The organism is Sphingomonas sp., assembly GCF_029239295.1.
Lineage (GTDB): Bacteria > Pseudomonadota > Alphaproteobacteria > Sphingomonadales > Sphingomonadaceae > Sphingomonas.
On record NZ_JAQZBC010000033.1, the window covers coordinates 1 to 10,904 of the forward strand.

The window sequence follows — 10,904 nt, forward strand, 5'->3', positions numbered from 1 at the left end:
TCGATCCGTTCCGAACGTGTAGCGAAGCGCTCTCGTCGAAAGCGTGCTCGGTCGTTTGCTTCCTCCATTAGCAAGTAATGTGCGAACGGCAGCTAACCACCCAATCGCAGACCTTCAAGACCAATGCCGAGGCCGAACAGTCAGCCCCTCAACACCCGACGCAGGGCGGCGATGCGCGAATGGTTCGCCTCGCGCGTGATCGCCGCATCGGGGGCGCCGTCGAAGCCGTGGATGGCGCCGGGCCAGATGTGGAATTCGGTCGGCACGCCGGCGGCGAGGAGGCGCGTGGCGTAGGCGATGTTCTCGTCGCGGAAGAGATCGTGGCTGCCGGTCGCGATATAGGTGGGCGGCAGGCCGGCGAGGTTCTCCGCGCGCGCGGCGGCGGCATAGGGTGAGACGCCCTCCCCGCCTGACGCCTCGCCCAGCATTGCGTGCCAGGCGAAGCGGTTGCTTTCGCGGTTCCAGATGAACTCGCCGGTCAGCGGGTCCCCTTCAATCACCCCGGTGCGGTCGTCGATCATCGGATAGAGGAGGTGCTGGAAGGCGAGGCGATAGTCGCCGCGGTCGCGCGCGAGCAGCGCCAATGCGGCGGCGAGCCCGCCGCCCGCGCTCTCGCCCATCACGCCGATCCGCGCCGGGTCGATCCCGAGCCGCGCGGCATTGGCGAAGGTCCAGGCGAGACCGGCGTAGCAATCCTCTATCGGGCCGGGGAACGGCGTTTCGGGCGCGAGGCGATAGTCGACCGAGACGATGACGCAGCCGAGCGCGGCGACCATCGGGCGCAGCCGGGCGGCGCTCCCCTCCGGCGTGCCGAGCACGAAGCCGCCGCCGTGCATGTGGCAGATGCCGCCGGCACCCTGCACCGGTTCGGCCGGGCGGAAGATGACGAGGCCGAGGTCAGGCGCGCCAGCCGGGCCGGGCACGGTGATCCGCTCCATCACCACGCCGTCATCGTCGGCGGGCGGCGGCGGGGCGGGCCAGCTGCGCGCCTGCTCCAGCACCTCCGCCGACATGGTCACCGCCGGCCACAGGTCGAGCAGCGGCAGCAGTTCGGGATCGACCAGATGCCGCGTGCTCATGGTGCCGTCTCCTGACGCTGCTGCGCCCTTATGCGGGCTGCAGCAGGCCTTCCTTGGCGATCTTCTCGCGCCAGACGAGCGGGGCGAGCTGGTGGACGTTGTTGCCCTCGCTGTCGACCGCGACGGTGACGGGGAAGTCCTCCACCTCGAACTCGTAGATGGCTTCCATCCCCAGATCCTCGAAGCCGACGACCTTCGATCCCTTGATCGCGCGGGCGACGAGATAGGCCGCGCCGCCGACCGCCATCAGATAGGCGCTCTTGGCGTCCTTGATCGCATCGGTCGCCGCGGGCCCGCGCTCGGCCTTGCCGACCATCGCGAGCAGGCCCTGGTCGAGCATCATGCGGGTGAATTTGTCCATCCGCGTCGCCGTGGTGGGGCCGGCCGGGCCCACCACTTCCTCGCCGACCGGATCGACCGGGCCGACGTAGTAGATCACGCGGCCCTTGAACTCGACCGGCAGCTCCTCGCCGGCGTCGAGCATGTCCTTGATCCGCTTGTGCGCGGCGTCACGCCCGGTCAGCATCTTGCCGTTCAGGAGCAGGCGATCGCCCTGCTTCCACGAGCGGACGATCTCCGGCGTCAGCGTATCGAGATCGACGCGGATCGCGGCCTTGTCGGGCGTCCAGTTGACCTTGGGCCACTCATCGAGCTTCGGCGTCTCGAGATATGCCGGGCCGCTGCCGTCGAGCGTGAAGTGCGCGTGGCGGGTGGCGGCGCAGTTCGGGATCATCGCCACCGGCTTGCCCGCGGCATGGCACGGCGCGTCCATGATCTTCACGTCGAGGATGGTCGACAGGCCGCCCAGGCCCTGCGCCCCGATGCCGAGCGCGTTGACCTTGTCGAAAATCTCGATGCGCAGCGCCTCGATGTCGTTCTTCGGGCCGCGTGCCTTCAGCGGACCCATGTCGATCGGCTCCATCAGCGCCTTCTTGGCGAGCAGCACGCAATGCTCCGCCGTGCCGCCGATACCGACGCCCAGCATGCCGGGCGGGCACCAGCCGGCGCCCATCTGCGGCAGCATCTCCAGCACCCAGTCGACGATCGAATCGCTGGGGTTCATCATCTTGAACTTGGACTTGTTCTCGCTGCCGCCGCCCTTGGCCGCGACGTCGACCGAGACCTTGCTGCCCGGCACCATCTCAACGTGGAGCACGCAGGGCGTGTTGTCCTTGGTGTTGCGGCGGGTGAAGGCGGGATCGGCGAGGACCGAGGCGCGCAGCTTGTTCTCCGGGTTCAGATATGCCCGGCGCACGCCCTCATCGACGATTTCCTGCATCGAGCGATTGGTGTCGTCGATGCGGCAATCCATGCCCCATTTCACGAACACGTTGACGATGCCGGTATCCTGGCAGATCGGCCGGTGGCCCTCGGCGCACATCCGGCTGTTCGTCAGGATCTGCGCGATCGCGTCCTTCGCGGCCGGGCCCTGCTCCGCCTCATAGGCGTCGCCAAGGGCGCGGATGTAATCCATCGGGTGATAGTAACTGATGAACTGGAGCGCATCGGCAACGCTCTCGATCAGGTCTGCGGCGCGGATCGTCGTGGTCATGACGCGCTGCACTATGGCGCGGTGGCGGCGAGTGCAACGGCATCGCGGCGGCGGCGGCGCATAAACGTTTTGCCAATCCTATCGACTTACCGTCTTCCGGATGGGATTCGTTCGCCGTTCACCACGCGCCGCGCCGCCGGAGCAGCCGCGCCTTGCCGAAGCGCTCGGGCTGGTGGCGAGCGGCCATGATGCGATCAACGACGCGACCGAGAAGCGGCTGGGCGAGGTTGGCGCGCTGTGGCCGGTGATCGTCGCAGTCCTGCTGCTGGGCAGCGCTGGACTTGCGCTGGCGCTTGCCCTTGCCGATGCGGCCAAGCCGCAGACGGTGGCGCTGCTGCCGCTGATCGCCGTCCTGCCGCTGGCGATCTGGGCGTTGCTTGATTTGCCCGCGGCGCAAGGCCTCCCACCGCAGCGGCGAGTGACCGTGCTGGCGCTGCTTGCGGCGCTTCTATCCGGGTCATTGTCGCTCCAGCTGGCGGTTACGGAACATCTGCCGGCGGGTTCGATCCAGGTCACCGCCTTTGTCATCTGCTTCGGCGCGATCATCATGGCGGCCATCGCGCTTCATTCGGTGCGTATCGCATCGCTGGCTTTTGCGCTGACGCTGGCGTTGATGGTGCCTTTCAACGCCGGGCTTGGCGCGGCAGCGGCGGCCGCGATGGCGCTTGCCGCGCTGCTGGTCGCCGGGGTGCTGCGCATGGCGCGGCGCGACCATCAACTGCTGGGATCGCGTGAGCGGGAGGAGCGCGACCGTATCCTCGCCGTTCGGCTGATCGCCGAATATGAAAGCCACAGCACCGGCTGGTTCTGGCAGACCGATCGGCATGGCTGTCTGGTTCATCTCAGCGGCAAACTGGTCAGCGAGCTGCAGACGCTCGGCTTCATGCCGCTGGGCCAGCGACTGGTGGAGGTGTTTCGCGTCGATTCGACGATGGCGGATACCGAACGGACGCTGACCTTCCACCTGTCGGCGCGCACCAGTTTCTCCGACTATTCGGTCGGCCCCGCGTTTGATGCGGGCCGCGACCGGTCTTGGTCGATCTCCGGCCGGCCGCTGCTGGATGATCTTGGCCGGTTTCAGGGCTTCATCGGCTTTGGTTCGGACCTGACCGAAAAGCGCCGCGCCGATGCCGAGATCACGCGTCTCGCGCTGTTCGACAGCCTGACGGGCCTTGCGAACCGACAGCGGATGCGTCTGTCGCTCGATCAGACGCTGGCGCCCGTCACGGGGCTGCGCAGCACCAACGCGCTGCTGCTGCTCGACCTCGACCGGTTCAAGGCGGTCAACGACACGCTCGGCCACCAGATGGGTGACGAGTTGCTGAAGCAGGTGGCGCAGCGGCTGCAGAATACGGTTGGAGACGCTGGCCTCGTCGGGCGGCTCGGCGGCGATGAATTTCAGGTGGTGCTGCCGCGCGAGGGTAATCGCGAGCGGCTCGGCACGTTGGCGCAGCACATCATCACCGCCTTGTCGCAGCCCTATTTCCTCGGCGGGTCATCGGTTTCCATCGGCTGTTCGATCGGCGTCGCGATCGCACCCGAACATGGCAACGACAGCGAGACGCTGATCCGCAACGCCGATCTCGCGCTCTATGCCGCCAAGGCCGACGGGCGCGGCGTGTCGCGCTTCTTCCGCGAAGAGATGCTTGCCGGTGCGCAGAATCGCAAGCGGCTGGAGGACGATCTTCGTCAGGCGCTGGCCAATGACGAATTCCACCTCGTCTATCAGCCGGTCGTTTCGACCAGCAGCGAGCGGGTCGTCGGCTATGAGGCGCTGCTGCGCTGGGTGCACCCCACCCGCGGCGCCGTCAGCCCGGCCGATTTCATTCCGATCGCCGAAGAATGCGGGATGATCGAGGCGATCGGCGAATGGGTGCTGCGCACCGCCTGCGCCGAAGCGGCGCAATGGCCCGACACAGTGCGAATCGCGGTCAACGTCTCGGCGATCCAGTTTGCCAATCCCGCGCTGCCCGCCATCGTCACGAGCGCGATCGCGTCCGCCGGCATCTCGGCCGAGCGGCTGGAGCTGGAGATCACGGAAAGCGTGTTCCTGACCGACGACACCTCGTCCGATCACATGTTCCGCGCGCTGAAGGGCATCGGCGTTCGCCTGGCGCTGGACGATTTTGGCACCGGCTATTCCTCGCTCGGCTATTTGAAGAAGGCGCCGTTCGACAAGATCAAGATCGACCAGAGCTTCGTGCGCGGCGCGATCCAGGCGGGTAATCGCAATGCAGCGATCATCCGTGCGATCGTCACCCTGGCAGAAACGCTGGGGATGGAGACGACCGCCGAAGGGGTCGAGCAGCAGGACGAGATCGCGCTGATTCGCGATCTTGGCTGCAGCCACATCCAAGGCTTCGTCTACGGCCGCCCAGGCCGCGCGGCGGAGATGCTGGCGCTGTTCACCGAACGCAACGGCGCTGCGCTGGCGGTCGGCCATCGCGTCAGCCGCGCCAGCCGCTCCACCGTCTTGCGCTCGGCCCGCCTGGAAGTGGGTGGCGACACCGGCGAGGTACGGATCCGCAACCTCTCCGCCACCGGCGTGATGATCGACGGCGTGGATTTCCCCGAAGAGGCGGTGGGCGTCGAAGTGCGCATCGAACTGGTCGAGGATGAGATGTTTCCAGCCACGATCCGCTGGGTGTCCGAGGGACGCGCCGGGCTGGAATTCATGCGCCACTTCGACATGGAGCGTCTATCAGCGTCGCAGCCGGTGGCGTTGCGCAAGGCCGGCTAGCCCAAAGAGCGAACACAGGTGGCGGCATTGGAGCCGCCGCGGACCGATCCCCCCGGTCCCAAATGGGCAGGCGGAAAAATTTTCTCCATCCGCGTTCAGACTTGCAATTCATGAACACCGCGGAAGTCCGCGCGTCGCTGCTGATCCGACGCGCCGGACCGCATCGTCGCCGCGCTGGGCGGGCCACAGCCCCCTTGCCTCTTGTCGCACACTGCCACAATCTGTGGGGGTAAGCTGCTGCAACGGGCGCTAGCACTGGTAGAACAGAACCGCGACGCCATGTTGCGGATAGGGACGGAAGCGCGAGACAAGCGCTCACCATGATCTCTTTTTGTTCTCACCCATAGGCGTTCGGGTGTAGCATGACGGCTCGCCTCCGATTCGGACGGGCACAACGTGGGGAACGGCGGCGATGGACTTTAGAGACGCGAACGAGGCGAACATGGCGACCGATACCTTAGTAGCAAGTGCCGAGGGCACGGGCGCAGCGGAAGCGAGCGCGACCAAGGGCGTCTTCGTCCAGTCGTACCCGATCGAGGTCGATCATTCGCGTGACGCGCTGCTGACCGATTTCGGCAAGGACACGCTGCAGGATCGCTACCTCCTGCCAGGCGAATCGTACCAGGATCTCTTCGTGCGCGTCGCGAGCGCCTATGCCGATGACGCCGCCCATGCGCAGCGCATCTACGATTACATCAGCCGCCTGTGGTTCATGCCGGCGACGCCTGTGCTGTCGAACGGCGGCACCGGGCGCGGCCTGCCGATCAGCTGCTACCTGAACTCGGTCCCCGATAGCCTGAACGGCATCGTCGACACTTGGAACGAGAACGTCTGGCTCGCGTCGCGCGGCGGCGGCATCGGCACTTATTGGGGCAATGTGCGCGGCATCGGTGAGCCGGTCGGCCTGAACGGCAAGACCAGCGGCATCATTCCGTTCGTGCGCGTGATGGACAGCCTCACCCTGGCGATCAGCCAGGGTTCGCTGCGCCGCGGCTCGGCCGCCTGCTATCTCGACGTGTCGCACCCTGAGATCGAGGAATTCCTCGAAATCCGTAAGCCGTCGGGCGACTTCAACCGCAAGGCGCTGAACCTGCACCATGGCGTGCTGATCCCCGATGCGTTCATGGAAGCCGTGCGTGACGGCGCCGAGTGGGAGCTGAAGAGCCCCAAGGACGGCACGACACGCGGCAAGGTCGATGCGCGCAGCCTGTTCCAGAAGCTGGTCGAAACCCGTCTCGCGACCGGTGAGCCGTACATCGTGTTCGCCGATCACGTGAACAAGAACATGCCCAAGCATCACCGCGATCTGGGCCTGAAGGTCTCCACCTCGAACCTGTGCAGCGAAATCACGCTGCCGACCGGCAAGGACCACCTTGGCAACGATCGCACCGCGGTCTGCTGCCTGTCCTCGCTCAACCTCGAAACGTGGGACCAGTGGAAGGACGACAAGCAGTTCATCGAGGACGTGATGCGCTTCCTCGACAATGTGCTGCAGGACTACATCGACCGGCACGAGCCGGGCATGGAACGGGCGGCCTATTCGGCGGCGCGTGAGCGCTCGGTCGGGCTTGGCGTCATGGGCTTCCACTCCTTCCTCCAGGCGCGCGGCCTGCCGATGGAGGGCGCGATGGCGAAGAGCTGGAACCTCAAGATGTTCAAGCACATCAGCGCGCAGGTAAACCAGGCGTCGATGACGCTGGCGGCCGAGCGTGGGCCGTGCCCCGATGCTGCCGACGTTGGCGTGATGGAGCGGTTCAGCTGCAAGATGGCCATCGCGCCGACCGCGTCGATCTCGATCATCTGCGGCGGCACCTCCGCCTGCATCGAGCCGATCCCCGCCAACATCTATACCCACAAGACGCTGTCGGGCAGCTTTGCGGTCAAGAACCCGTATCTGGAAAAGCTGCTCAACGAGAAGAGCAAGAACGCCGACACCGTCTGGAACTCGATCCTCGAGCATGGCGGCAGCGTGCAGCACCTCGATTTCCTCAGCGCCGAGGAAAAGGACTGCTTCAAGACCAGCTTCGAGATTGACCAGCGCTGGCTGCTGGAACTGGCTGGCGATCGTACGCCTTACATCGACCAGGCGCAGTCGCTGAACCTGTTCATCCCGGCCGACGTGGAGAAGTGGGACCTGCTGATGCTCCACTTCCGCGCCTGGGAACTAGGCATCAAGTCGCTCTATTACCTGCGGTCGAAGAGCGTCCAGCGCGCGGGCTTCGCCGGCGGCGTCGAGGCGGACAACACGATCGAGAAGCCCAAGTTCGATCTGGGCGAAACGACCGATTACGACGAGTGCCTCGCCTGTCAATAAAAGAGTTTGTAAGTGTCTCACTGGGTAGGACACGGGGTTGATGTAGCGATAAGTGGGTTCTTGACGGTGAACTCAAATGCGAGGCACGTTCTGGTGTCTCACCGGGAACTGTCACGTGGACCTTGTTTTCACCCGTTCCGAGCTTCTGGATGTTAATCTTCCCGAAGAGGTTCTCGGGAAGCGGTTTGAGGACGCTTGGCGGTCCACCTTCCGGGCGGCAGCCAAGCGCGCCTTGGTTACGGCTGGCGTGGATGATCGCGTGTCGTTCATCCTTGCCGCCGACGGGACGATCGACAGCGATCTGACCAGCGTATTGAGGACCTTCTCCGGCCAGACGTCCGGCCGGACCACCATGTCCAGCTATGGGCTGCATGCGGTCCGTCTGATCCGCTTCCTCAGCGAACAGGGCATCGGTCTCGAGTCGGTGAAGCCGGCGGACCTCGCCCGTTACAAGCGTTTCCGCATGGGATCCGGCATCGAACCGATCTCCTGGAACTCCGAAGCATCGGCACTTAAGTCATTCTTCGACGCCGTCATCCTCGAAGGAATCCGACCCGACAACCCCTGCAGCTCGCCGGTCTTGGTCTGGTACAACAGGGGCGCCCAGTCGTCGCGTCAGGAGCCCGACTTCATCACCCTCAAGCAGTTCGAACGGTTCCGAGATGAGGGCCTCGCGTTCGGTCGATACGGTCTGCGCAACATCGCCTTCGCTAACTTCCTCCTGATGACTGCCGCGCGCCTTGATGAGGGCAACGACTACGGGATCGCAGAGCTACCCGATCTACAGGCCGTTCGAGACATACCTGGCCGCAGCATACCGCATGCTATCAGGCCCGATGTGGCGAAGGGCTACAAGGGCCGAATAGTGCGCATCTCGAAGACAGCCTTAGATAGCATGCGATGATACAAAGACCTGCTCCGAGAGGATCAGGTCCAACGGGCGATCGCCAAAGGGAAGTATAATAAGGACCTCGGTGCGTTCTGGCTAAATCAGGAAGGCCTACCGATGGGAGAGATCGGATGGGGTGATGTCTTTCGTCAAGCGTCAAAACGGACCAAGATCAAGGCTACGCCAAAGACCTTGCGACATACCGGCGCGGTATATCTTTTGAGCAGCTTGATCAGAAAGACGCTGTCTGCCGCTGAGACTCAGCGAGAAGCGGAAAAGGTCAAGGGAGCATCAACGCCGCAGATCTACAACAGCATCTTCGGAGACCCGCTTCGCAAGGTTCAAAGATACCTCGGTCATGCGCGCTACGAGACGACCTTCATCTACCTCGACGTCTTAGGCTCGCACAAGGGACTCGATGATGAGGATCTCGCCATCTTCGACAAGGTGATCGGCACGGAGGAGAGCTACGATGACGTCGCCTTCTGATGATCATTCATCCGCCATACCTTCGACCTCCCGGGACCTCTCCGCGAACTTCAAGGGTGCGCCGACGCCTCTCCTGAAGCGGCGCGGACGAAAGCCAAAGGCCGTCAGCGCCGCGCCGTCCGTTGTCACATTCGACACACTTATCACGCAGGGGCTGAACCGCTGGCAGCATCACCATCATGAGCGAGAGAATCCTATAGATTGGGCGTTTGCATCCATCACCCCCGCGCTTGGTCAATTAGTGCTCAAGACGGTCTACTCGATGTCCGGGGTTGGCAACACAATCGATAGCGGCTCTACCGCGCTGTCCTATCAGACTTGGTCAGCGCCCTTCTTTCGGTGGATGAAGGATCAGCAAAAGAAATCCGGCAGTGAAGTAGGCGTCGATAGTACTGTGTTCCCGCCGGACATGTGGGCAGCTTACAAAGAGAGCCTGGACGCGCGGGTTGCCGCGAATGAGATCAAGAGCAAGACTGCCTACCAGTACAAGGGCACAATGGGCCGCATCTTCAGAAGGATCTGGGATACAGATCCTCTCGCGCTCGGTCCTGGATGGCATGAACGCTCATTCATGGGGGAGGACTTCGAGAATGACAATAAGCAGCGGGAACCTTATTCGGCAGCTGAGGCGCGCCGAATCCTAGATTTCTCGACCAAACTGCTGGTCGAAGCCGCCGCCGACGGGCGGGCCGAAGACCCGACGAACCTTCTTGTGGACATCGCCGCCTACACTTGTCTGTCGCTTCGACTTGGCATCGAAAGCGAGTGCCTCGATGCAATCAAGGTCGGCGGCGTGAAGCCGTCGGCCGACGGCACGGTCATGCACCTCACCTACAAGAAGCGTCGGGTACGCAACCGACAGGCCCGCTCGCGCACGACCGACCCGATCGACCCCGCGCCCGAGGGGGAGAAGTTGGCGGAACAGATCGGCAGCTTCGGCACCGCAGGTGGTCTGCTGGCGCTCATGCTTCGTCGTGCACAGCTGCTCGGCAAGCTGCCCGAGGACAGGCTGTGGCGCGTGCGGATCGATGCCAGAGACTTCGCCTGGTACACAGGGATCCTTGCTGGTCGCGGCCTTCGGTGCGACTACGGCAGTGAACTGAAGATCGACCGGACGAAGTTCCGCGTCACCTACAAGACCGCGAAGAACGTCGAGAGCAGAGGAATGCTGCCGCTCGTCGCGGACGACAACACGCCGGCCGTGCGCGCCCGCCACTATGACGGAAGTGAGCGCATGAAGCCGGTGTACGAGCAGGCGATTGAGGACGCCGCTCTTGAAGCGCTCGCCTATGCTCAGCAGGGGCCGAAGGTGATCGATCTTCCGAACGACGCCGACGATGAGGCAATTTCCGCTGCATCGGACAAACTTGAAGTTTCGGTCGAGCAGATAAAAGCGGCACTGACGGGCAAAACCGACGTCTGGCTGTCCTCGTGTCGAGACTTCTACAACAGTCCTTTCGATCCATCAGGAAAGCCGTGCAGCAAGGCTTTTTTCAAGTGTCTCGGTTGCGGCAATGCGCTGGTCACACGGCGAAATCTTCCGCGCGTTATTCGCTTCCTTGGCCATATTGAAGAAAAACGCGGCGAAATGTCGGATCTTGATTGGCAGCTGAAGTTTTCGAAGACCCACGAGGCCATCCTGACCGAGATCCTTCCGACGTTCCCTGCTGCGATCGTCGCTTTCCTGTGCTTCTCGCCGACTATCGGAGAGGAGTCTCCGCCGTCGTGCGGCGCCTTGACGACCGTTAAATCTTGAATTGGCGACGCCTAGATGGCAGCGCAGCCACTCCCCAAGGAAAGTATGTACATAATGGCTGATATTCCCGAAGACGATCCGAACT

General features: G+C 63.7%; 7 protein-coding genes. 5 read left to right on the top strand and 2 right to left on the bottom strand.

The features are described from left to right. Nucleotides 1-140: 140 nt before the first annotated feature. Both K0S66_RS16570 and K0S66_RS16575 read right to left on the bottom strand, forming a co-directional pair. Complete coding sequence (locus K0S66_RS16570; RefSeq protein WP_301076580.1) at nucleotides 141-1,079, bottom strand: alpha/beta hydrolase; 939 nt, start codon at nucleotides 1,077-1,079, stop codon at nucleotides 141-143. Nucleotides 1,080-1,107: 28 nt separating this feature from the next. Then, a complete protein-coding gene (locus K0S66_RS16575; RefSeq protein WP_301076581.1) occupies nucleotides 1,108-2,631 on the bottom strand; it encodes a fumarate hydratase in 1,524 nt (507 codons plus the stop codon). Nucleotides 2,632-2,731: 100 nt separating this feature from the next. Between K0S66_RS16575 and K0S66_RS16580 the strand changes: the two genes are divergently transcribed. The 5 genes from K0S66_RS16580 (at nucleotide 2,732) to K0S66_RS16600 (ending at nucleotide 10,819) form a co-directional block, all read left to right on the top strand. Continuing rightward, nucleotides 2,732-5,371, top strand: coding sequence for an EAL domain-containing protein (locus K0S66_RS16580; RefSeq protein WP_301076582.1), 2,640 nt, complete (start codon nucleotides 2,732-2,734; stop codon nucleotides 5,369-5,371). 412 nt (nucleotides 5,372-5,783) lie between these two features. After that, nucleotides 5,784-7,685, top strand: coding sequence for a ribonucleoside-diphosphate reductase subunit alpha (locus K0S66_RS16585; protein ID WP_301076583.1), 1,902 nt, complete (start codon nucleotides 5,784-5,786; stop codon nucleotides 7,683-7,685). A gap of 115 nt (nucleotides 7,686-7,800) precedes the next feature. After that, nucleotides 7,801-8,589: a site-specific integrase gene (locus K0S66_RS16590; RefSeq protein ID WP_301076584.1), complete on the top strand. Its 789-nt coding sequence runs from the start codon at nucleotides 7,801-7,803 to the stop codon at nucleotides 8,587-8,589. Nucleotides 8,590-8,691: 102 nt separating this feature from the next. After that, nucleotides 8,692-9,063: a hypothetical protein gene (locus tag K0S66_RS16595; RefSeq protein WP_301076585.1), complete on the top strand. Its 372-nt coding sequence runs from the start codon at nucleotides 8,692-8,694 to the stop codon at nucleotides 9,061-9,063. Next, on the top strand, nucleotides 9,047-10,819 hold the full coding sequence (locus tag K0S66_RS16600; RefSeq protein WP_301076586.1) for a hypothetical protein: 1,773 nt from the start codon (nucleotides 9,047-9,049) through the stop codon (nucleotides 10,817-10,819). The genes K0S66_RS16595 and K0S66_RS16600 overlap by 17 nt, the downstream gene beginning before the upstream one ends. Nucleotides 10,820-10,904: the final 85 nt, after the last annotated feature.